Origin of the sequence: Christensenella sp. MSJ-20 (assembly GCF_044357945.1) — a bacterium.
Lineage (GTDB): Bacteria > Bacillota > Clostridia > Christensenellales > QAND01 > QAND01.
Genome location: NZ_CP076563.1, coordinates 649,864 through 671,922, shown reverse-complemented (window position 1 = coordinate 671,922; position 22,059 = coordinate 649,864). Strand labels below are relative to the sequence as shown.

At 55.9% G+C, this 22,059-nt stretch carries 20 protein-coding genes, 6 tRNA genes, 1 riboswitch and 1 other annotated feature; of the genes, 19 read left to right on the top strand and 7 right to left on the bottom strand.

Annotated features, from left to right (window positions below; translation table 11 throughout):
* Window positions 1–64 precede the first annotated feature (64 nt).
* Window positions 65–237, bottom strand: a riboswitch (Lysine riboswitch).
* Between the two features lie 176 nt (window positions 238–413).
* From KP626_RS03450 to KP626_RS03415, 8 genes are all read left to right on the top strand, one after another.
* Window positions 414–1,139, top strand: coding sequence for a class I SAM-dependent DNA methyltransferase (locus KP626_RS03450; RefSeq protein ID WP_395978350.1), 726 nt, complete (start codon window positions 414–416; stop codon window positions 1,137–1,139).
* 5 nt (window positions 1,140–1,144) lie between these two features.
* Window positions 1,145–2,035, top strand: a complete 891-nt coding sequence (gene hslO / locus KP626_RS03445) for an Hsp33 family molecular chaperone HslO (protein WP_395978348.1) — start codon at window positions 1,145–1,147, stop codon at window positions 2,033–2,035.
* 7 nt (window positions 2,036–2,042) lie between these two features.
* Window positions 2,043–3,725 (top strand): tetratricopeptide repeat protein, encoded by a 1,683-nt coding sequence (locus KP626_RS03440; RefSeq protein WP_395978346.1) that lies wholly within the window; start codon window positions 2,043–2,045, stop codon window positions 3,723–3,725.
* 1 nt (window position 3,726) lies between these two features.
* Window positions 3,727–4,539 carry a hypothetical protein gene (locus KP626_RS03435; protein WP_395978344.1) on the top strand — a complete coding sequence of 271 codons (813 nt, stop codon included), beginning with the start codon at window positions 3,727–3,729 and terminating at the stop codon, window positions 4,537–4,539.
* Between the two features lies 1 nt (window position 4,540).
* Complete coding sequence (locus KP626_RS03430; protein ID WP_395978342.1) at window positions 4,541–5,245, top strand: phosphohydrolase; 705 nt, start codon at window positions 4,541–4,543, stop codon at window positions 5,243–5,245.
* A complete protein-coding gene (locus KP626_RS03425; protein ID WP_395978340.1) occupies window positions 5,245–6,351 on the top strand; it encodes a class I SAM-dependent RNA methyltransferase in 1,107 nt (368 codons plus the stop codon). Before KP626_RS03430 ends, KP626_RS03425 begins: the two co-directional genes overlap by 1 nt.
* Window positions 6,352–6,403: 52 nt before the next feature.
* Window positions 6,404–6,478: transfer RNA gene (locus KP626_RS03420), tRNA-Thr, on the top strand.
* 299 nt (window positions 6,479–6,777) lie between these two features.
* Window positions 6,778–7,137, top strand: a complete 360-nt coding sequence (locus KP626_RS03415) for a YccF domain-containing protein (protein WP_395978338.1) — start codon at window positions 6,778–6,780, stop codon at window positions 7,135–7,137.
* Between the two features lie 90 nt (window positions 7,138–7,227).
* On the opposite strand, the gene KP626_RS03410 is transcribed toward KP626_RS03415, so the two are convergent.
* Both KP626_RS03410 and KP626_RS03405 read right to left on the bottom strand, forming a co-directional pair.
* A complete protein-coding gene (locus tag KP626_RS03410; RefSeq protein WP_395978336.1) occupies window positions 7,228–7,440 on the bottom strand; it encodes a cold-shock protein in 213 nt (70 codons plus the stop codon).
* Window positions 7,441–7,932: 492 nt separating this feature from the next.
* Window positions 7,933–8,009: transfer RNA gene (locus tag KP626_RS03405), tRNA-Pro, on the bottom strand.
* A 158-nt stretch (window positions 8,010–8,167) separates the two neighbouring features.
* Between KP626_RS03405 and KP626_RS03400 the strand changes: the two genes are divergently transcribed.
* The 5 genes from KP626_RS03400 to KP626_RS03380 all read left to right on the top strand — a co-directional run bounded on the left by KP626_RS03400 (window position 8,168) and on the right by KP626_RS03380 (window position 10,009).
* Window positions 8,168–9,484 carry a glycoside hydrolase family 3 protein gene (locus tag KP626_RS03400; RefSeq protein ID WP_395978334.1) on the top strand — a complete coding sequence of 439 codons (1,317 nt, stop codon included), beginning with the start codon at window positions 8,168–8,170 and terminating at the stop codon, window positions 9,482–9,484.
* Window positions 9,485–9,688: 204 nt separating this feature from the next.
* A tRNA-Leu gene (locus KP626_RS03395) sits at window positions 9,689–9,772 on the top strand.
* A gap of 3 nt (window positions 9,773–9,775) precedes the next feature.
* Window positions 9,776–9,850, top strand: a tRNA-Gly gene (locus KP626_RS03390).
* A gap of 3 nt (window positions 9,851–9,853) precedes the next feature.
* A tRNA-Gly gene (locus KP626_RS03385) sits at window positions 9,854–9,927 on the top strand.
* Window positions 9,928–9,932: 5 nt separating this feature from the next.
* Window positions 9,933–10,009 (top strand) — tRNA-Lys (locus KP626_RS03380).
* Window positions 10,010–10,239: 230 nt separating this feature from the next.
* Here KP626_RS03380 and KP626_RS03375 read toward each other — a convergent pair.
* Both KP626_RS03375 and KP626_RS03370 read right to left on the bottom strand, forming a co-directional pair.
* Window positions 10,240–11,457, bottom strand: a complete 1,218-nt coding sequence (locus tag KP626_RS03375) for an MFS transporter (RefSeq protein ID WP_395978332.1) — start codon at window positions 11,455–11,457, stop codon at window positions 10,240–10,242.
* 176 nt (window positions 11,458–11,633) lie between these two features.
* A complete protein-coding gene (locus KP626_RS03370) occupies window positions 11,634–13,163 on the bottom strand; it encodes a phosphomannomutase/phosphoglucomutase (RefSeq protein WP_395978330.1) in 1,530 nt (509 codons plus the stop codon).
* Between the two features lie 337 nt (window positions 13,164–13,500).
* On the opposite strand from KP626_RS03370, the gene KP626_RS03365 reads away from it, so the two are divergent.
* Window positions 13,501–14,451: an alpha/beta hydrolase gene (locus KP626_RS03365; protein WP_395978328.1), complete on the top strand. Its 951-nt coding sequence runs from the start codon at window positions 13,501–13,503 to the stop codon at window positions 14,449–14,451.
* 28 nt (window positions 14,452–14,479) lie between these two features.
* Here the strand turns inward: KP626_RS03365 and KP626_RS03360 are convergent, their stop codons facing one another.
* Both KP626_RS03360 and KP626_RS03355 read right to left on the bottom strand, forming a co-directional pair.
* Entirely contained in the window at window positions 14,480–14,653 is a 174-nt protein-coding gene (locus tag KP626_RS03360; protein ID WP_395978326.1) for a hypothetical protein, read from the bottom strand.
* A gap of 40 nt (window positions 14,654–14,693) precedes the next feature.
* Window positions 14,694–15,344, bottom strand: coding sequence for a superoxide dismutase (locus tag KP626_RS03355; protein WP_395978324.1), 651 nt, complete (start codon window positions 15,342–15,344; stop codon window positions 14,694–14,696).
* A gap of 187 nt (window positions 15,345–15,531) precedes the next feature.
* Between KP626_RS03355 and KP626_RS03350 the strand changes: the two genes are divergently transcribed.
* Window positions 15,532–16,086, top strand: coding sequence for a CDP-alcohol phosphatidyltransferase family protein (locus tag KP626_RS03350; RefSeq protein WP_395978322.1), 555 nt, complete (start codon window positions 15,532–15,534; stop codon window positions 16,084–16,086).
* Between the two features lie 42 nt (window positions 16,087–16,128).
* Here the strand turns inward: KP626_RS03350 and KP626_RS03345 are convergent, their stop codons facing one another.
* A complete protein-coding gene (locus KP626_RS03345; RefSeq protein ID WP_395978320.1) occupies window positions 16,129–16,374 on the bottom strand; it encodes a hypothetical protein in 246 nt (81 codons plus the stop codon).
* Window positions 16,375–16,507: 133 nt separating this feature from the next.
* Window positions 16,508–16,742 (top strand) — a binding site (T-box leader).
* 45 nt (window positions 16,743–16,787) lie between these two features.
* Between KP626_RS03345 and KP626_RS03340 the strand changes: the two genes are divergently transcribed.
* From KP626_RS03340 to KP626_RS03325, 4 genes are all read left to right on the top strand, one after another.
* Window positions 16,788–19,421 (top strand): valine--tRNA ligase, encoded by a 2,634-nt coding sequence (locus KP626_RS03340; protein WP_395978318.1) that lies wholly within the window; start codon window positions 16,788–16,790, stop codon window positions 19,419–19,421.
* The gene (locus KP626_RS03335) at window positions 19,418–20,656 is read left to right on the top strand and encodes a bifunctional folylpolyglutamate synthase/dihydrofolate synthase (protein WP_395978315.1); all 1,239 of its coding nucleotides are present in this window, start codon (window positions 19,418–19,420) and stop codon (window positions 20,654–20,656) included. The genes KP626_RS03340 and KP626_RS03335 overlap by 4 nt, the downstream gene beginning before the upstream one ends.
* Window positions 20,657–20,835: 179 nt before the next feature.
* Window positions 20,836–21,207, top strand: coding sequence for a zinc-ribbon domain-containing protein (locus KP626_RS03330; protein WP_395978313.1), 372 nt, complete (start codon window positions 20,836–20,838; stop codon window positions 21,205–21,207).
* A 35-nt stretch (window positions 21,208–21,242) separates the two neighbouring features.
* Window positions 21,243–22,058, top strand: a complete 816-nt coding sequence (locus KP626_RS03325; RefSeq protein WP_395978311.1) for a Cof-type HAD-IIB family hydrolase — start codon at window positions 21,243–21,245, stop codon at window positions 22,056–22,058.
* Window position 22,059: the final 1 nt, after the last annotated feature.

Below are 22,059 nucleotides of genomic sequence, written 5' to 3'. Positions count from 1 at the left end.
CTCCTCTAGATAATGAAAAAACGGCGCTCAGCGCGCCGCCCAACAAACCGCAAAACGCGGTATGAGGGCAGTCAGCGCTCCACCCGAGGGTGACAGCCGGGAGATTGTTCATCCAACCAGCCAGGGAACCGTCCGCGGCAGACCCGCTCCCTTCGGCAGTTTACCCTTTCACAGCGCGTTAGCGGGCTCCGCGCCCTGGCCGCTGCTACTGATGCAAACCGCACCTCTGTCCTGCTCCGTATGTAATTATGATGATTTTAGCATTGCGCTAGGGGGGTTGTCAACGGCATCCTGGGTTTCTTATACCTCTTTCTGCCGTCCGCGTTGACAAACATGATACAATTATATATCATACTATGCTTGGCGCCCGGAAAGGGCATTGAAAATGTGGGCAAACCGGAGGAGATGAGACGGTGTACGGAGACTTTGCCACGGTTTACGATGGTTTTATGGCCGATGTTCCATATGGGGACTGGTGCGCCTATCTCCACGGCTTGATTCAAACCCGGCGCCCCGGGGCCCGGCGTCTGCTGGATCTTTGCTGCGGTACCGGCTCCGTTTCCCTGGGGCTCGCCGCATTGGGATATGATGTGATGGGCGGCGATTTGAGCCAGGATATGCTACAAAGAGCCCAGGAAAAGGCCAGGGATCGGGGGCAGCGAGTTCCTTTTTACCGCATGGATATGACGGACTTTTCCCTGATCAATGGGGTGGACTGCATCACCGCTATGTGCGATGGAATCAACTACTTGACGCACCACGCCCGAGACGATTTTTTTCGCTGTGCTTACGATGCCCTTTTGCCTCAGGGGCTCCTGCTTTTTGATTTCAGCACCCAATACCGGCTCCTAACGGCATTGGGGGACAATACCTTTGCCGATGAGAACGACGACTCCGCCTATATCCTGGTAACCCACCGGGAGAAGGGGGGATGCAGCATGGAGCTGACTCTCTTTTTCAAACAAGGGGAGTATTATAGACGGGGCTATGAAGAGCATTTTCTGTTTGTCCATGATCCCACGGATCTGGCGGATGCTTTGTATGACGCGGGGTTTTCCCAGGTGGAGGCCTTCTCCTTTTTGACGGTGGAGGATATAAAGCCCCAGGATGAGCGTATCATGATGATAGCGAGGAGATAGGATCGATGGCAAATTTGATCAAAACCATGCTGGAGGACGGCGCGGCCTACGGGGTCTGCATTGACGGGACGCGGATCGTTCAGCGGGCGGTAAACCTGCACGGCCTGAGCCCGGTAGCGGCCGCCGCCATGGGGCGCACCCTCATGGGCGCCCTTATTATGGCTTCCGATATCAAGGACGATCGAGGGGACGTTTCGGTGACCATCCAGGGGGACGGCCCGCTGGGCCGCATCATCGCTGTGGCCAACCCCAAGGGGGAGGTTAGGGGGTGTGTGGATCATCCAGAGGTGATGCTGCCACCCCGGGCCGACGGCAAGCTGGACGTAGGAGGCGCCGTGGGCAAGAATGGGCGCATCGCTGTGGTAAGGGATCTGGGGTTTGGAGAACCCTATGTGGGACAGTCCCCCCTGGTAAGCGGGGAGATCGCTGAGGATATGGCCTACTACTATGCCACCAGCCAGCAGCAGCCCTGCTTGCTATACCTTGGTGTGCTGGTGAATACCGATGGTAGCATTCTATCGGCGGGGGGCATCGGGATCTTTCCCCTGCCTGGATGTCCGGAGGAGACCATCCGGAAGCTGGAGCTGGGGGCGCCTTTATACAGCGATTTTACCAATATGCTGAAGGATTCCTCCCTGCCGGATTCCATTGCAATGGCTTTTAGCGGTCTTGCTTACCGCATTACCCAGCGCCAGGACTGCGGGTATGTTTGCAATTGCAGCCGGGAGCGCATGGAGCGGGCGCTGATCAGCATCGGGGAGGCTGAACTGGTTCAGATGGTGGAGGAGGACCATGGCTGCGAAATCACCTGTCACTTCTGCGGTACCAAGTACTGCTTTACCGAAGAGGAGCTGCTTCGCCTGTTGGGAGAGGCCTCCGCGAAATCGGTAGAATGAGGAGCCTATGGCACTACCCAGAGAGAAAAGCAAGATTTTAACCTATCATCAGCCGGGGGAATTCTACGGCAAGCTGGCCATCCGCAATCTGGACCGGGACGACCTGCCAGGGGCCATGGCCAACCTTCGGCGTGCCCTGAATCGGGAGCCTGGAAACAGGGAATACCAGCTTTTGCTGGCCGATGTGCTGTCCCGGCTGCAGATGTATGATCGGAGCTGCAGAATTCTCTATGGACTTCTGGAGGAGGGAGGAGATGAGGCGGCGGAATGCGCCTATTATCTGGGATACAACCAGATGAATATGGGACAGTATGACAAGGCCCTTCGCTTTTTGCGGGGGTATTTGGATGCAGAGCCCGAGGGAGAATACGCAGAGGACGCGGAGGATATGATCCTCTCCATCTATGAATACCTGGAGGATATGGAACAACTGACCCCCGCCGAAAAGCTGGCGGAAGAAGGGCGGGAGGCCATGGATCAGGGGGACTATTCCCGGGCGGCGGAACGGTTCTCTCGATGCCTGGAGCAGGACGATTCTCTGGTGTATGCACGGAATAATCTGTCCATCTGCCAGTATGCCCTGGGGGATGTGGAGGGAGCGCTTCGGGATGTGGAGCAAGTCCGCGCTGTGGAGCCTCAGAATATCTTTGCAAACTGCAATCTGCTCCTATATTACCAGACCCTTCGGGATGTAGAGCGGTCGATGGAGCAGCTGGAGGAGATCGAAAAGCTGGTTCCCCAGAATGAACAGGATGCCCTGCGGCTGGGTTTGGCCCTGGGAGAAAATCACCGGGATGCCGCAGCGTATGAGGTATTTCGTTCCGCTATGAACCAGTTTGAATGGGATGAGCGGATGCTGTATTTTGCCGGCATTGCCGCCTATAACAGTGGACAATACGGCCGGGCGTTCCGGCATTTTGGGGAGCTGTCCAAGTGGGAATGGGAAAACAGCATCTCCCTATACTATCGGAATCTTGCCCAGGAGGCCATGAAGGAGGAACCTCAGGTGCTGTGGCTGGCCTATCAGTACCAGGTGCCCCTTACGGAAGCAGCCCGGCGGGTATCGGTGATCAACGGCGTGCTGCGCCAGGGTCCCCGGGCTACCCGAAGCGCCTTTTTGGAGGACGCGGAGTTTCGCTCCTATGCTCTGTGGGGTGTGGAGCTTTCCGATAAGCGGGTGCGGAGCGCTTGTATTGAGATCCTTTCCATGGTGGCTACCCAAGAGTGCATTCTGACACTGCGATGGATGTTGTTATCGGAATTCTACGACGACGAGACAAAGAATGAGCTTTTGATGGCCCTTTACCACGCGGGGGAGCCGGAGCCCTATCTGGCCATGCTGGAGGGCTCGGTGGTCCGGGCTAAGATATCGGTCTATGATTTTCCAAAGGATGGGGAAGCCTTTTACCGAGAGGTGATTGCCTTGGCCGTTAGCCGTATGGGCGAGGAGGGCCAGGATGCCCTGGTGGACGAGATGGTGGCTGTGTTTTGCGAATACATCCGGGATCATGGAATGGAGGAGATCACCGGGATGAAGAAGGAGGACCTCTGCGCAGCCCTTGCTTATCTTGCTGCTCTCCGGCGGGGAAGACCCCTATTGAAGAAGGAGGCCTGCCGGATCTTCGGGGTTCGGTATGACGGCCTGAACCGGGGCCTTGGCGCCCTGGGTTATGGGAAGGAGCATCACTGATATGGCTGTGGATTTTGACGGGCTGTTCCGGCAGTATTTCGCCCGGCACGGCAAGGTGTCGGAGGACGCCACCGAGGAGGAGATCGAGGAGCGGGCGGAGGAGCTGTACCATGGGTTCCTTCATACGCCGCTCCCCGAATTGGACGGCCGAACCATGGAGGAGTACTTTTCCGAAAAGAACGCCTATATGCTGGTAGAGGAGCTGTTGGATTGCGCAAGGGAGGGAATCCCCCCGACCGATTATCTGATGGACGCCATTTTGTCGTCTTCTCAAGGGGAGGAAGCCCTTTACGAGGCGCTTGCGGATACCGGGCTCAGCCCTGGCGAGGGGGTGGCGGTCATCGGGTTGCTCATGGATCTGGAGAGCAGGGCGCCGCTTACCCGCTACCGGGAGATCCTGCTGGATGAGGACGCCGACGCCGGCCTCAGCGACGCCGCAGCCGAGGCCGTCATCGCTCTGGGGGATTTGGAGACTGCCCGGTTGATCCAAGATCGCCTGCCCGGAATTATGGATCCGGAGAACCGGCGGCGGCTGGGGGATATCCTGAGCTATCTCCCGGTGGAGGGAACCTTTGAAGCCCTGTTGAACCTATTTTTGGATTGTCCGGACGCCTTCTACGCCCAGTGTCTGATGCGGCTGGGGGATGCCCGGGCGGTGGAACCTCTCAAAACCGCTATGCAGGCGCCCAATTTGCGCTATGGGGATTATCTTGCCATGCGGGATGCCGCTGAAAGCCTAGGCGCTATCCTGGATGTGGAACGAGAGTTCTACGGAGATCAGGATTATGAATTGATGAGAACGATGGGAGAATAGTATGTCGCAGATTGTATTGCTGGATATTCGGCGGGATCCCGCCATATCAGCCATGATAGAAACCGCCAACCGGTATTTGGAGGCCATAGGCTATACCGATCATGGGCCCAAGCATGTGGGCTATGTAAGTCGCATCACCGCGGAGATCCTTTCCAGCTTGGGGTATCCGAGCCGCACGGTGGAGCTGGGCGCCATTGCCGGGTGGGTTCATGACGTGGGAAACATGGTCAACCGGGAATATCATGGACTCACCGGGGCGTGTTTGCTGTTTCCTATGTTGCTGCAGGCCGGCATGGATCCGGACGAGGCCAGCGAGATCTGTCTTGCGGTGGGAAACCACGAGGAGCAATATGGGAAGCCTGTCAGCGCCATCAGCTCCGCTCTGATCATTGCCGATAAGATCGACGCCCACCGGGTCCGGGTTCGGCGCAACAAGTATGATCCCAATGATATCCACGACCGGGTGAACTATTCCATCCAGAAGACCAATGTTACGGTGGATCGGGAGGCCAAGGTGATCCGCTTTTCCTGCGTGATGGAGAATGGCTCCTCCATCAAGGAGTTTTTGGACATCTATATGAGCCGGATGACGCTGACGGAAGCCGCTGCCCGTTATTTGGGCTGTCGGTTTGAGCTGTGGATCAACGATGTATATGTAAACCGCCATACCGAGCCGGGCAAATCCGGCCAAGGGGAGGAAAACTGATGAGGTATTATGCCACCTGCGGGTTTGGAATGGAAGCTCTGGTACGGGATGAGCTCCGGGAGCTTGGCATTCAAGTGGAGCGGGTGGAGGACGCCCGGGTGTTTTTCCAGGGAGAACAGGAGGACGCTGTTCGGGCTAACCTTTGGCTCCGGTGCGCCGACCGGGTTTTTCTGGAGTTAGGGTCCTTTCCCGCCGAGACCTTTGATCAGCTCTTTGAGGGCATCCGCGCCATTGGGTTTGGGGAGCTTTTGCCCTTCAACGCGGAGTTGTACATCACCGGAAAGGGAGCGCTCAGCAAACTGGTCAGCGTACGGGACATGCAGTCCATCGGCAAAAAGGCTGTGGCCGAGTCCATGATGGCCCATTATGGATATGCCCGCTGTCCCGAGACCGGGCCCCGGTATAACATTGAGATTGGCATGCTCCGGGATGTAGCTACCATCGGCTTGAATCTATCGGGAGGCGGGCTCAACCGCCGGGGATACCGGGACCTGTCCGCAAAGGCTCCCATCCGGGAGACCTTGGCCGCTGCGTTGGTCTATCTTTCCCACTATGACGGCAGGGAAATTCTGTTGGATCCCTTCTGTGGCTCTGGTACCATCGCTATTGAGGCGGCTATGATCGCCAGCAACACCGCACCTGGACTGATGCGGGAATTTGCCTTTGATAGCTGGAGCCACTGGCGGGAGACAGGAGAGCGCTGCCGCGAGGAGGCTCGGGATCTTCGGAGGGAAAGGGGATTTGCCCATATCCACGCCAGCGATATCGATCCTAAGATGGTGTCCATGACCCAGCGCCACGGAAAGCGGGCGGGGGTCAACGGGTTTATCAACGCCGTTCAGGGGGACGTTAAGAGCCTGTCTCTGCCCAGCGAGGGCGGCGTCATCGTCACCAATCCCCCCTACGGCGTTCGTATGGAGGTGGATCGGGAGGCCATCGGCGCTTTGGGCCGGCTCAAGGAGGCGAACCCTCGCTGGGGTGTATTTGCTATCAGTGAGGATCGGGGATTTGAAAGATCCTTTGGGGCGCGGGCAAACAAGCGTCGCAAGCTGTATAATGGCAGCATTCGATGCGATCTATATATGTATTTTCGCCGGTATCGATAATTTGGGTAGTGACAGCCTCTTTCCAAATATGCTATAATGCATCCGCATTCAGGCCACTGTGGCTCAGTGGTAGAGCAGCTGATTCGTAATCAGCAGGTCTGGGGTTCAAATCCCCACAGTGGCTCCAGCGGACAGTGTCCGCGCTCAATATCGCAATTCACTTTGGTGGGTTGCGATATTTTTGTTCCCGACAGTAAAGAGCCAAATCGTAAGACTCTGCCAGCGGCAAGTTGCAGCACCCAAAGTCGCATCTTCTATTGGAGGATGCGACTTTTTTTCAGTCTGATATGTACAAGGCGTCAGAAGCGCATGAAAAGTATGGCGCTGCTGAGGCGAACGAGTTAAGGATTTATTATGCTTTTCTTTATGAGAAGCATAGGAAGATCGGGTATCATCAGGTTAACGAAGGGGAAGAGGGAGCATATCATGCGAATATTTGGTAATCTTATCTGGTTTGTATTTGGCGGGCTGGAGATCGGCCTTGGTTGGATTTTGGCAGGGGTGCTCTGGAGCATCACCGTGGTGGGTATTCCCCTGGGAATGCAGTGCTTTAAGTTTGCCAAATTGACATTCTTCCCCTTCGGGAAAAAAATCATCTATGCCGGGGGAGTAGGGGCTACTTTGCTCAATGTCCTATGGCTGATCTTCAGCGGGATTCCACTTGCCATCTGCTCCGCGGTGACCGGAGTGCTTTTCTGTATGACGATCGTGGGAATCCCGTTTGGAAAGCAACACTTTAAAATCGCCAAGCTGGCACTGATGCCTTTTGGCTCCGATGTGGTTTGAAGAAACGAAAAGCGCCTGTCAGATGACAGGCGCTTTCTTTTGCCGTATGTTGAAAGGCTGAACAGCAGCGGCTGTTCGTGGTACTTCCAATTATAGAGGGCAGACGTTGATGGCGCGGGTCTTGCTGCTGTTCTTGGGATCGACCTCGGTATCATAGGTTACCTTCTGGCCTTCCGCAAGGGTCTTGAAGCCTTCGCCCTGAATAGCGGAGAAATGAACGAAAACGTCCTCGCCGCCCTCATCGTTGGAGATGAAGCCATAGCCTTTGCTATCGTTGAACCATTTTACCGTACCATTGTTCATAACTGGTACCTCCTAAAAGAATCTGCACTCATAAGAGACAAAAAACCCACAGGTGTAAATCAAGAATGGAGCCAATGACTTACAATACCTGTGAGTACAATTGATACCTCTTTGAATACGAAAAATACTTTATCAGTCTTTGCAGGATTTGTCAAGGGCATGGACAAAAACATAGCAGGATTTGCCAGCTTTTTGCGGGATCATATAGGGCGGTTTGGGAGAAAACGGAGGGAATAAGCGAGACAACGATGTAAAAGTATCTTGTGCTTATGAATCAGCCAAGCTTTTTATGAGAATCTTGCGATGCAACCGAATGTGAATGGTATGGATGAAGGAAGATAGAAATACCAGAACCCACAAAGGCGGATTGCGATATTGGACGCTGCAACCTACCGCTGGCTGAAATGCGGAAAGGAGGGAAAGATGGGGCGGGGATAAAAATATCGCAACCCACAAAAGTGGATTGCGATATTAGACGCGGCAACTTGCCGCTGGTCGGGGTAAGAGGATTTGAACCTCCGGCCTCTTCGTCCCGAACGAAGCGCGCTACCAAACTGCGCTATACCCCGTGAATGCCGGTTTCGGCCGATTCCTTGGATATTATAGTATAGATGTCTTGCTCCGTCAATTGCATTGTCCAGGAGGAATGCATCCGAACATTGACTTTTTTATGGCACCGATGATCTGATATAATAAAACAAATGGCAAAAAAGGATCGGGTGAACCTATGAAAAAACAAGCGGTAATTGGAATCATCTGCTGTATCTGTATGCTGTGCGCCGCCTGCGGCAATGCGGCTGAGCCCGCTCCCACTCCTAAGCCCGTGGAGGCCACTGTGGGCAAGGTGGTGGAGGTAACGGAGGAGATTATCACCATTCAAACCACAGAGGATGCAACCCATACCTTTGAACGGCAGAACGCGCAGTTGAAGCTGAACGGATATCGCCTGATGGAGGGAGACCGGGTGGAGGTTCAGCACCGGAATCCCTATGAAGCCCTGGTGATCACCCTGGTGGAGCCGGGAGAGGAAGCCAAGCGCTATCGGGTGGTGGACGACCTTCTGGCTGGCATGAGTGTGGAGGAAAAGGTGGGCCAACTGTTCTTGGTGCGGTGCCCGACCCAGGGAGCCGCTCAGGACGCTGCAGACTACCATCTGGGCGGATATGTGTTGTTTAAGCCCAATACGGAAAACCAGACGCCAGCCGGCTTAAAGGAGGAGATTGCATCCTACCAGGAGGCCAGCAGGATTCCCATGCTGATTGCTGTGGATGAAGAAGGGGGATTGGTGAACCGCATCAGCCAACTGCCCCAGTTTCGTTCCGCCCCCTTCCGCTCCCCTCAGGCGCTGTTCCGAGCAGGGGGGTTGGAATTGGTAAGCAGCGATACCCAGGAAAAGGCACAGTTTTTAAAAAAACTTGGAATCAATGTTAACATGGCGCCGGTTTGCGATGTTTCCACCGATAGCGGGGACTATATTTATGCCCGAACCTTTGGAAAGGACGCCGCCCAGACCGCGGAATATGTAAGAACGGTGGTGGAGGTGATGGATGCCGAGGGCATGGGATCGGTGCTAAAGCATTTCCCCGGTTATGGCAATAACCGGGATACTCACACCGGGGTAGCCCATGACCAGCGCCCCATGGAGACCTTCCGCTCCAGCGATTTTCTGCCCTTTTCCGCTGGCTTTGCGGCCGGAGCCGACAGCGTCCTGGTGAGCCATAACGTGGTGGAGGCCATGGACCCAGATCTTCCGGCATCCCTATCCCCTAAGGTGCATGAGATTCTTCGGGAGGAGCTGGAGTTTCAGGGAGTGATCATGACCGACGATCTCTATATGGACGCCATCCGCACGGAATATGGCATAGGGGATGCGGCGGTATTGGCCATTCAAGCGGGGAATGATATGATCTGTGGAACCGACTATAAGGAGCAGATACCCGCCGTGGTTCAGGCGGTTAAGGATGGAACGATCAGCGAGGAGGCATTGGATGCGTCGGTGCTGCGAGTCCTCCTATGGAAGGAGAAACTGGGGCTGCTTCAGTAGCATGCTGCTGGCCGGAGAGGAGCAGAGCCTCCCCGGCGGTTTGCGGTGCTCTTATGGAGCCAATATATTCAAGGGCGGATGCTTCCTCCTTTTGTGGAAGTTTTAGGAGCGGTTTTTTCTCACAAGGGCTTGACAATTTTGGAGATACTATCTATAATCACAAGGCATGCAAGAGTGAGACGTTGCTTTTGCAGGCCAAGCCCTGCGGGCGTGGCGGAATGGCAGACGCGCTAGACTTAGGATCTAGTGCCAATAGGCGTGGGAGTTCAAGTCTCTTCGCCCGCACCATCTGCGGTAGTAGCTCAGTGGTAGAGTGCCACCTTGCCAAGGTGGATGTCGCGAGTTCGAATCTCGTCTACCGCTCCACTTGCGGGTGTAGCTCAATGGTAGAGCTCCAGCCTTCCAAGCTGGCTACGTGGGTTCGATTCCCATCACCCGCTCCAAACATGCCTCCTTAGCTCAGCTGGCTAGAGCACCTGACTCTTAATCAGGGTGTCCAGGGTTCGAATCCCTGAGGGGGTACCAGCGGTAAGTTGCCGCGCTCAATATCGCAATCCGCTTTTGTGGGTTGCGATATTTTTTGCATAAAATGGGAGGAGTATTATCGTAATGCTTCATTAACGAAACGGCCTTGGAAGAAAGGATTCCAGGGTTGTTTTTTATATGGTGCAAACAAAAGGGGCAACGGGCGAATAGCAAAAACGCGATCCAAGGGGACCGCGTTTTTGCGTTTTGCTTCTGTCCACAAGGCTGGTCTAAGGGCATTGAATCGCTGTTTCGGCATTCAGGGGAATTCCCTTCTTGCGCCCATGCCCAGCCAGGAAGTACATCATAAGGGATGCCAGCACCACCATTGCCGCGATGATGAGATAGGTCATGCGGATGCCCACGCTATCCACCAAAGCGCCGGCCAAGAGGTTTCCCAATACCCCGGCCAGGGACTGTGCAGCGGCGTTTACCGTTACGACGGTGGATTCCAGCCCTCTGGGGGCCAGACTGTGAACGTAGTTGATATTGACCCCGATGATCATAGCAAAGACCGTGCCGCTGCATACCATGATGGCATATAGGGCCCAGACCTGTTGGGTCATGGCCAGAACCAGGCATTCGACGGCATAGTAGGAAAAACAGAGGGGAAGCAGCTTTTGCGGATTGTATTTCCGCAGAAGAAAGGGCACCAACATGAAGGAGGGAAATTCCATGAAAGCCCGGATGCCGAAGGCGATTCCCTGTAAAGAGGAATCGGCGTGGATGGCCTCCAGCAGAAAGGGCACCAGGGTGCCGTGGAGCATGAAGGGCATCCAAACCACCATGAGGCAGATGATATGGCAGACCAGGTAATAGCTTTTGAAAGCCCGGCCGATCTGCAGCTTGTGCTTGGCTCCCTGGCCTGAATCTGGCGCGTCCTTGGGCTTGACATCGCCAACCTGGCGGGTGATGACAATAACCGGCCCCAGGATCAACAGAGGGACGTAGAACATGACGCCAACCCCCAGAGCCGCCATAAGAGGGGTAGACAACAGAGCGATAATGGCGTAGCCCAATGAGCCGTATTTGCGGGCCCGGGAGTAGACAATCCGGGAATCGGCGGTTTGGACTTGCATCAGATAGCTGTCCGTCAGAGAATTGACGGGAGACCGCACCCAAGCGCCGCAGATGACAAATACCACTACCACAGGAAAGGTGGCGATTTTGACGTTAAGGGTGAGGGGAATCCCCAGCCAGACCAGGCAGGTGAGAGCAAGAGTGATGCACATGGTTTTGCGGGGTGAACCGATTTTATCGGCGATCATTCCAAACAGCGGCGGCGTTAGGAGCGCCATCAGGGAATTGATGCTCAATACCGTGCCCAGAGCCATGCTGGAGAGGCCGGCGGCGCGCAGCACCATGCCCAGATAGGAGCCGCCGGTGAGACCTCCGACGATGAGAAAATCGAGGATATTCAACCTGGTTTGTACCTGTTTGTAGTTCATGGGCGCCCCTTCTTAAATTTAGTATAATTTAGTACACTTTAGGATCCATTGTTCCATAATATTCCATAGCCGTCAAGGCCGGGCCGTTGCAAAAACTGCATCCCTTGAGATGAAATAAAATGGCGTGCTACAAAAAACGCCATCCCTGAGGAGACGGCGTTTTTTTCATTCGGGAATCATTCTTGGGCAAGGGCCAGCAGGGGGGCTAGATCCTCCTGATTTAGCTCCGGATAACGGGTAAAGAAGGGGATGAATTTTTTTGCGATGTGTTTCGCACCGCCTGGCTCTTCACTCTCCACCTGGAATCCCATCAGGGGATTATACATGCTGGGCCGGCTGGAGGCCCAGCCATCTCCGTCGCCGGGGGGAAACTCGCCACGAAATCCGTCTACGTGTTCTTCGTTGAGTGCAATTCCCTGCTCTTTGGCGAACTGGAAAAGGTCCCGCAGGAGCATATCGCCATATTCCCTGGGGTTTTCCACTGTAAAGTGGAAGGGGAAGGAGAGGGCTTCCAGAGGTTCCTTCAAATCGGCAATGAGGCTGTCCAGCCGCTTGCCCTCCTGGTGTAGCCTTGCCATTTTGATGAGAACCTTTGCCACCAGATAGGCGCCGTCGTCCAGAAAGTGGTTTTCCTTTAGGGCGCAATGGCCGCTGACTTCGATGGCCATTTGACTGTCGGTTCCCGCGGCGTTTAGGCGAAGGGCCTCGTCTATAACAAAGCGGTAGCCCCGTTTAAACCGGCGTTGCTTGCCACCGCGGGCTTCGATAAAGGAACGGATGTGGTTGGAGGTGCTGGAGCAGGTGACGATGGTGGTGCCGGGATGTTCCTCCAATACGATGGCGCTCATAAGAGCTACAAGGGCGTTCCGCGCAAAGGGGGTTCCGTCCCGGTTGATGACAGCAGCCCGGTCGCAGTCGGTATCAAAGATGATGCCGAGATCGGCGCTATTTCGCGTTACGGCCTGGCTGACTGACGAAAGGGCGTCGTCGTCCTCCGGGTTGGGCATGTGATTGGGGAAGCGGCCGTCCGGCTCTAGAAACTGGCTGCCGATTGGATCGGCGCCCAGGGGTTTTAGCACCTGTTCCACGAAGAAACCGCCTACGCCGTTGCCCGCATCCACCAGGATGCGGAAGGGGGCCAAGGGATGGTCATAGTCCTGGGCATTGGCACCTCTACGAACCAGATCCACCAGCTGTTGGGCATATTTTGAAAGAAAGTCCACCTGGATGGCGGCCTTGGGCGGCGTTGCTTTTTTGGTGCAGCCATCCTCCGCCAGGGCGAGGATATGGATCATATCCTCGTTGCTGGTGCCGCCCTGGGCGGTGAAGAACTTCAGACCATTGCGATCGGGTGGCAGGTGGCTGGCCGTCATCATGACGGCGGCGTCGTAGAGGAATCCCGGGGTGACGGTGCTCATGAACATACTGGGGGTGGTGGAGAGTCCGCAGTCAAACACCTGGACGCCCATATCCGCCAGTCCCTGTTGGAGACGAGGCATCAAAAGAGGGCCGGACAGCCGGCAGTCCTGCGCCACGGCGATGCGCAGCTGCTCCAGCGGTTTTTGCAGCTTCTCCGAGACAAAGCGAGCGAATCCACAGGCGATATCGTACACCGCCTGTGGCGTAAGCCGGACGGGCTGCTCCTCCGGGTTCTCCATGGCTACCGCGCGGACGTCGCTTTCGGTACGCAGGTGTTGATAGGTCATACTCCATTCCTCCTTTAATTTGATTCTTTTATGAAATAGCAACTACACTTTTTGTTTCATTTGTACTCAACTTTACCATGAAATGGAATTAAATCACACAGATATTGGAAATTCCTTCTTTCAATTTTTGCCTTTCTGGATTCCAACCCTTGGAAAGAGGAGAAGCTCTAGTGTTGGCGGAAGAGACGATAGCGTTTTGTCCCAAAAGCAACGCCTGGGAAAGAGGAAGAAATCCATAAGAAATCGTGAACTTTTTTGAAAATGCTCCGTTTTGTGGTTTTTTCGTTTGAATCCCCTTCTTTTCGGTGATATATATGAAGAGGAAAGGAGGATGGCCATGCCTTGGTGGGAGATACTAGCCATAGCGGCTTTGGCGGTTTGCCTATTGAGCTATCTGATGGCGGAGCTGTTGCTATGGATTGCCTTTTATCATACGGACGGCCCCAGACGGAAGCGGGATCCCAAGAGGATGACCCCGCTGGGCCGGCGGTGGACGGCATCCATCTTGGAAGCTAAGGAATGGCTTTCCACCCAGCCCATGGAACGGGTGAAAATCGCGGCTTCTCAGGATGGGGTTTTCCTTACAGGCTGGTTTCTTCCGGCCAAGGAGCCCAGCTGCCGGGTTGCCCTGTGCATCCATGGGTACCGGGGGGATGGCATCTCCACCTTTGGACCCTTTGCGGCCTTCTATCAGCGTATGGGTTTCCATCTCTTGATGCCCGATAACAGGGCTCATGGCAAAAGCGGCGGCCGCTATGTGGGGTTCGGATGGGCCGACCGGCTGGATTGTTTGGATTGGGCGGCGTATCTGATCCAGAGACTGGGAAAGGAGGCCCGCATCCTCCTTCATGGCGTCTCCATGGGAGGCGCTACGGTGTTGAACGCGGCGGGAGAGTCGCCTCCACCCCAGGTGCGGGCGGTGGTGGCGGACTGCGGATATAGTTCGGCCTGGGAAGAACTGGTTCATCAGTTAAAGCGCCAGTACCATCTGCCGCCCTTTCCGGTGATGTATCTGGCCAGCCTTTTGTATCGCCGCCGCATGGGCAGCCGTTTTCGGGACAACAGCCCTATCCATCAGCTGCAAAAGGCAACGATTCCCATCTTGTTTATCCATGGCGCGGAGGACGATTATGTTCCCGTCCGAATGGCGCGGGAGATGTTTGAGGCGTACCAGGGGGAAAAGGAGCTGTTTCTGGTCCCGGGCGCGTATCATGCCACCAGCCATCTGCAGTCTCCGGAGGCGTATGAAGCGAAAGTAGCGGCCTTTTTGGAGCGGATCGGATTCTAGGCCAAAAAGGGAGAAACGCCTCCCCGCCTTAGCTTTTGAAAAAGCTGTTGACGTATTGGCGCATCTCCTGTTTTGAATTGACATGGCGGGCATGATCCACGATGGTGTTCTGATGGCTTTGGCTGAGGGACGCAAAGTAGGCTGTCGCGTCCAGGTTATCGGCCAGAGCCATGAGAAACCCCTGTGGTAAGTCGCTGCTCATCCTTATCACCTCGGGGATAGTATCTGCGTTTTCTCGGATTTTAACCCCGCTGTCCCCGGCGGCGGGTGGCGTCCATTACATCGGCGTACCGATGCTCCACAAAGGACCAGTCGATGACCTGGGTAAGGGCGGTAAGATAGTCCTTCCGGCGGTTTTGGTACTGGAGGTAATAGGCATGCTCCCATACGTCAATCGCGAGGAGCGGACACATGCGGCTGCTTAGCGGAACCTGCTGGTTGGGGGCCTTTACCAGCCCCAGCCGGCCCCAGGCATCGCTGATCAAAAAGGCATAGCCCGATCCAAACTGGCTCATGGCGCACTGGATGAGGGCGTCATTTAGGTTTTGAAAGGAACCAAACGCCTTCTCGATGACCGCCGTCAGGCGGCTGCCCGGCATGGAGCCGCCCGGGCAAAGCCCCATAAAATAAAGGCCGTGGTTGTAAACGCCCCCTGCGTTGTTTCGTACCGGCTCCTGGATGCTTTGGGGCAGGTGGGCGTACTCCGTCACCAGCCGGTTAAGGGACCAGGACTGGTACTGGGGGCATTTTTCTAAAATTTGGTTGAGCCCCTCCACATAGGCTTGGTAGTGCTTATCGTGATGAAACGTCAGGGTTTCTGCATTTAAATAGGGCGCCAGGCCATCATAGGGATAGGGCAGCGGCAGCGCCTCAAAGGGATAGCATTGTTCCACAGCGGTAACCTCCTTCCGTAAAGCATATTCCCATTTTGTGGGGTTAGGACCCTTTTTCCAAATTCTTGATCCTTTTGTGAAAAACTTAGTGAACTTTTTAACAAAATATGATAAGATAACGATGAGCGCCGGCGGCGGTAGGAAGCCGATCCAATCCAATGCGCCGGAAAGCCTTAGGGATACGAAAATGAATGAGTATAAAAAGCAAATTCCCAATATTTTAACCACGTTGCGCTTTTTGATGGTGCCGCTGTTCTGGTGGGCATTTTGGAATCCCGACACCGTTTTCGAGGGGCGGATGCTATCCTTTGCCATTTGCGCTACGGCGGGGGTTACCGACCTTATCGATGGTTATTTGGCGCGGAAATACAAGGCCATCAGCACCTATGGCAAGCTGATGGACCCGGTGGCAGACAAGCTTATGACCCTCTCGGTATTGATCTGCTTTATGCTGGTGGGCTACATCCCCACCTTCTTTGTGGCGATCTTTGTGGCCAAGGATCTGATCCTGTGTATCGGCGCGCTGGTGCTGCTGCGCAAGAAGGATATCGTGGTATATTCCGATATCTTTGGCAAGGCAGCTACCTACTTTTTAAGCATGGGCCTGGCGATGACCTTCTTTGAGGTGCTGCGTCCCTACAACATGTATGTGTTGTATCTGGGGCTGGTGGTGGCCCTGATTGCCTTTGCCCGATACGTCAACAGCGCCATTAAGAATCTGTTTGGAAAGCCGTCTGAATAAGCTCAATACAAAAGGGCCGCCCTCATGGACGGCCCTTTTTTACTATTTTTCCCGGGAGACGGATCTTCCTTTTCTATGGAGAATGTACTTAACCAAGAGAGCAACGGCCAAAAAGCCAGCGGTACAAAGGCCATTCATCAGAATACCCGTATACCAGGGGGCGGATCCCAGGGCGTATAGCCCAGGATGGGCATGGTAGTCCCAAAGGAGATACAGGCTATGTCCAATCCAGACACCGATGAAACTGCCGATGAGGAGATTCAAGACGTGGTTTAATCGAGGGTACATGGGGATTCCTCCTGGTTAAACATCCAAGCAAAAAAAGGATACCATATTTTTGGCGCCGGGACAACGAGACGGAGCCCCTCTGACCGGCGTGTTGACAGCCGGGGTAGCCTTTGGTAAAATAGCTAACAATCCGATATCTGCGAGGATCGGGAGGAGTAGGAGGCATTGGTCCCTCAAGAGAGGCGTCCGGGAAGGGAATCCTTCCATGGTGGGAGGACGCTGGGAGAAAGCCTTTGAAGGTCGCCCGGGAGCTCGGCCGGTGAAGCGCGTCAGCCGGCCGCGTGGGGGAGCGTTAATCCCAAGAGGCGGGGGGGGGAAAGCCCCTCCGTAAAATAAGGTGGTACCACGAAGCCGGCTTCGTCCTTTGGGACGGAGCCCTTTTTGATTTTTCAGAAAAGGGAAGGAGCATACCCATGAAGAATTTGCCCGAGAAGGTCTATGATCCCAAGGCGGTGGAGGACCGCCTGTACGACTTTTGGCTGCGGGAAAAGTGTTTTTCCGCCCGGGTGGACCCGGACAAGGAGCCCTATACCATTGTGATTCCGCCCCCCAATATCACGGGGCAGCTTCACATGGGCCACGCGCTGGATAACGTGTTGCAGGATATCCTCATCCGTACCCGGAGAATGCAGGGATTCAGCACCCTGTGGGTTCCGGGCACCGATCACGCCAGTATCGCCACCGAGGTCAAGATCGTGGAGAATATGGCGGAGGAGGGGCTTACCAAAAACGACATTGGCCGGGAGGCCTTTTTGGAGCGGGCCTGGCAGTGGAAGGAGAAGTATGGCGGCCGGATTGTGGAACAGCTGAAGAAGATGGGCGCCTCCTGCGATTGGGATCGGGAACGGTTTACCATGGATGAGGGATGCAGCCACGCCGTAAACGAGGTGTTTGTACGGCTGCACGAAAAGGGCCTCATCTACCGGGGCAACCGGATCATCAACTGGTGTCCCGACTGCCGCACCGCTTTGAGCGACGCCGAGGTGGAATATGAGGAGGAGGCCGGGCATCTTTGGCACATCCGCTATGACGCCGCGGACGGCAGCGGCAGCGTCATTGTGGCCACCACCCGGCCTGAGACCATGTTGGGGGATACCGCGGTGGCAGTTCATCCTGACGACGCGCGGTATCAAGACCTCGTTGGCAAGACGGTGATTCTGCCCATTATGGACCGGGAGATTCCCATTGTGGCCGACGAGTATGTGGAAATGGAGTTCGGCACTGGCGCGGTGAAGATCACTCCTGCTCATGATCCCAATGATTTTGAGGTGGGCATCCGCCACAACCTGCCGGTGATCCGGGTATTGGATGACGGCGGCGTGGTCAATGAGAACGGCGGCCCGTTTGAGGGGCTGGACCGGCTGGAGGCCCGGCGCCGGGTGGTGAAAAAACTGGAGGAGCTGGGTTGCCTTGTGAAGGTGGAGGATTACACCCACAGCGTAGGCCACTGCTATCGCTGCGGCAGCGTGGTGGAGCCCATCACCTCGGACCAGTGGTTTGTAAAGATGAAGCCTCTGGCGGAGCCCGCCATCGAAGCGGTGCGGTCCGGCCGGGTGGAGTTTGTACCCAGGCGCTTTGAGAAAATCTACTTCAACTGGATGGAGAATGTACGGGATTGGTGCATTAGCCGTCAGCTCTGGTGGGGGCATCGGATTCCCGCCTATTACTGTAATGACTGTGGAGAGGTGACGGTTGCCCGGACGGCGCCGGAGACTTGTCCCAAATGCGGAAGCCATCGCCTCCATCAGGATGAGGATGTGCTGGACACCTGGTTTAGCTCCGGCCTCTGGCCCTTTTCCACCTTGGGATGGCCCGAGAAGACCCCGGAATTGGATTATTTCTATCCCACCAGCACCCTGGTGACCGGCCATGAGATCATCTTCTTCTGGGTGGCTCGGATGATTGTGTTCGGCCTGGAGATTATGGGGGATATTCCCTTCCGCAAGGTGATGATCCACGGCATCGTCCGGGATAACCAGGGACGGAAGATGAGTAAATCCCTGGGCAACGGTATCGATCCACTGGAGATCATCGATACCTATGGCACCGACGCGCTCCGGTTCTCTCTGGTGCTTAACAACAGCATCGAAAGCGATATGCGCTTTTATTATGAGAAGGTGGAGAGTTGCCGGAACTTTACCAACAAGGTGTGGAACGCCGCCCGGTTTGTACTGATGAACGCCGAGGGCATTGTTCCCATGGATCCAGCCACGCTGGATTTAGCCGATGAGGACCGGTGGATTTTGCGGAAGTTGGATGAGACCATTGCCGATGTGAACCGCAGCATTGATGCCTTTGATCTGGGCCTGGCCGCCCAGTCGGTGTATGAGTTCCTGTGGGATTACTATTGCGACTGGTATATCGAAATGAGCAAAGCCCGGCTGAATGGAAGTCCGGAGGAAAAGGCCGTTGCGGTGAGCGTCCTTCTCTATGTATTGGAGCGCACGTTAAAGCTGCTCCATCCCTTTACTCCCTTCATCACCGAGGAGATTTACCAGAGCCTACCCGGCGTTGAGGGCAGCATCGTGGTATCCCAGTGGCCCAGCGTAAGCGGATTGGGGGACGAGGCGTCCGCCGCCCGGACCCAGGGCATGATGGAGATGATCCGCAGCGTTCGGAACCTGCGCAGGGAGCTGAACATCCAGGGGGGCAAGCGATCCGCCCTTTATATCCTGCCCGCCGCCGGAAAAGAGGGGGATTTTGCCGTTCTGCCCGGCTATTTTGCCCGTCAGACCATGGCCAGCGAGGTACGCCTCCTTACCAGTGAAAAGGAGGCGGAGAAGGGCTGGGTTAGCGCTTTGTCCCCCTTGGGGACCGTCTATCTGCCCGTAGGCGAGCTGCTGGATTTGGAGAAGGAGCGGGCTCGTATCGACAAGGAAAAGGCTCGGTTGGAAAGCGAGATCAAGCGGGCGGAAGGAAAGCTTAACAATCCTGGTTTTGCCCAGAAGGCGCCTCAACAGGTGGTGGAGGCGGAGCGAATGAAGCTTGATGAGTTCCGGCAGATGCTGGAGCGGACCATTGCTATGGAGAAGGCGCTGTTCTCATGACGGATTATGGGCGCGTTCTGCGTATCTGGGACGACGTGCAGAGGGAGCGGCTGTCCGGGGTTGCGCAGACCCTGGGGCTGGAAACCCCGCTTTTTACCGGTTTTCCCACCGTCCATGTGGCGGGAACCAACGGGAAGGGGTCGGTCTGCGCTATGGTGGCCGCCATCCTCATGGCGTCTGGCTATCGGACGGGGTTGTTTACCTCCCCGCACCTCTATCGGGAGAATGAGCGGATCCTGGTGGACGGAACGCCTATTTTGGAGGAGGTTTTGACCGCCTATCTGGACGAGATATACGCCCGGTATCCTGATTTACGGCTGTTTGACGGATATCTGTACGCTGCTCTGCGCTGGTATACCCGGCAAAAGGTAGCGTTTGGAGTGATGGAGGCCGGCGTGGGGGGCGCTCTGGACGCAACCAACATTCTGCTGCCCCAGGTGACGGCTATCGCTACCATTGGCATGGACCACCGGGAGATCCTGGGCGACACCCTTTGTGAGATCGCGCTGCAAAAGGCGGGCATCGCAAAGCCAGGGGTTCCCATGGCCCTATACCCCCGCTATCCCGGGGAGGTGGAACGGACCATTCGGGATTATTGCCGCCGGGTAGGGGCACCCGTCCTTGCCTATGAACCGGGGGAACTGGAGCTGCGTCCCGGCGAGGATGGCTGCTGGCGAGTGGATATCCGCCGCCCCGGCCTATCCCTTTTGGACACGAGAGTTTCCCTCATGGGGCGGCATCAGGCTTATAACGCCGCTCTTGCGGTGCTCATCGCCCAGGCGCTGATGGAGCAGGGATATGGGATCACCCCGGATGCCATTCGGGAGGGTCTAATGGCTGCCCGCCATCCGGGGCGGCTGGAACTGATAGAGCAAACGCCCATTCTGCTCTTGGATGGAGCCCATAACCCGGAGGGGGCGGCCGCCCTTGCCACGGCGATCCGGGATGCGTACCCTTCAAAGCCCCTGGTGCTTTTGACCGCTATGATGAGCAACAAGGACGCCTCTGGGGTAGCGGCCCAGCTGGCGCCGCTGGCAGACCGGGTTATCGCCACTCAGGTGGACGCGCCCCGTGCCCTGGATTGCCAGAGGCTGGCGGCGTTCTACGGGGAAAAGGCCCAAGCGGTTTCCGATCCCAGAGCCGCCCTGTTCCAGGCTCGGGAGCTTTGCCCCCAGAATGGGGTACTTTTGGTGGCTGGGTCCTTGTATTTGCCACACGCGTTGGGGCTTGGGTGAGAAAGGAAAAGGAGGCGTGCGCCTCCTTTTTGATTTCCATGGGGGCGGATGTTTGTTTTTCTGGCGGAGCGCATCCATCCATATATGGATAAGCCGCGGCCTGTTTTCACAGGCTTTTCTTTACGGATGCGATGGCCTATGGCATAATACTGTACTGTTGGAACGGAGGGAGGCAAGCCATGAAAAGCATAAAGCCGGGCCGCGGCCCTTCCTATATGGGGGCCATCGGAAGCCTATTTACCGCCGGATTCGGCGTGATCTGGACCATCGCGGCCATTTCCATGGGCGCGCCTTGGTTTTTTCCATTGTTTGGCGTCTTTTTTGTGGTGCTAGCCATTGTACAGGGACTGTACCACAAGCGGAACGCTACCGGCAGGGATCGGATGTCCCTATTTGATATCACCGATGAATCGGAGGAGGGGGATACCCTGGATCCCCGACGCCGGGAACCTTCCAAGCCCCAGGGGGAAGGCGGATTCTGTCCCTATTGCGGCGCTCGTACGGAGGGGGATTGGTCCTTCTGCAGGAAATGCGGCAAGTCCCTCAATTAGCACCATAGATCATGGACGATAGAAGGAGAATTGAAATGGGCCAATACCGTTTGGTATGCTTGGATTTGGACGGAACCCTTTTAAATGACCGTAAGGAGATCACTCCCTATACCCAGGACATCATAGCCCGGCTTCAGGGAATCGGCGTAACGGTGGCATTGACTTCAGCTCGGATGCCTCAGGCTATGAAAGCCTATTACCAGCAGCTTCAGCTAAAGGGCCCCATGATCTGCTACGGCGGAGGCACCGTGTGGGATGGGGAGCGGGTTTTAAGGGCGGAGTATATCCATCCCCATACGGTGGAACGGATCGCCCGGGCGGGGGAAGAGACGGGCATTAATATCAACCTCTATCAGGATAGCCACTGGTTTGTATCCAGGTGGGATCATTGGATCGATGCGGAGATCGGCATGGTGAATATGGAGCCCATCTTGAAGGACTATCCAACTATGCTGGAAGCCTGGCGGGCCTCTGGGAAAGGGGCCTGTAAGATCATGTGCATCGGGGAACCGGAGGACATCCAGCGGTTCTATGAGTGGCTGGTGGAACACACCGCTGAGGAGGCCGATACCTACCGTTCCATCTCCACCTATTTGGAAATTCTGCCCCATGGGGTGGACAAGGCCAGCGGCGTGGCGTTCCTGGCCCAGAGCATGGGGATCCCTCGGGAGGAGATCGTTGCCGTCGGCGATGGCGCTACTGACGCTTGTATGCTGGAATACGCCGGCCTTGGCATCGCTATGGGAAATGCTTCCCAGGCGGCGAAGGACGCTGCCGACATGGTTGCCCTCACCAATGAGGAGGATGGCGCCGCGAGGGCTCTTGTCCAGGCGTTTGGCCTTAAAGTGTGAT